General features: G+C 65.4%; 1 protein-coding gene. It reads left to right on the forward strand.

Annotation, left to right across the window (positions count from 1 at the left end; all coding sequences use genetic code 11):
• On the forward strand, positions 1 to 257 hold a 257-nt coding region (locus D3227_RS40965), incomplete at both ends, for a transposase (RefSeq protein WP_147377863.1).

Genomic DNA, 257 nt, shown 5'->3' on the forward strand with positions numbered 1-257 from the left:
GCGCTATGCCGGCCTGACCGGCGCGCCCGACGAAAGTGGCTCCAAGCGGCGCCAGAAGGGACTGGCGAAGGCAGGTAACGCCCGCGTCCGTCGCGGCCTGATCCAGCTTGCTTGGCGCTTTCTGCGGTTTCAGAAGGATAGCGCTCTGGCCCAATGGTACCGGGCGCGAACGGAAGGTCCGACCGCCGCACGCAAAACGAAGATGATCGTAGCGCTCGCCCGCAAGTTGCTCATAGCCTTGTGGCGTCTGAGCACGG

The sequence above is a fragment of the Mesorhizobium waimense genome (assembly GCF_003601975.1).
GTDB classification, from domain to species: Bacteria; Pseudomonadota; Alphaproteobacteria; order Rhizobiales; family Rhizobiaceae; genus Mesorhizobium; species Mesorhizobium waimense.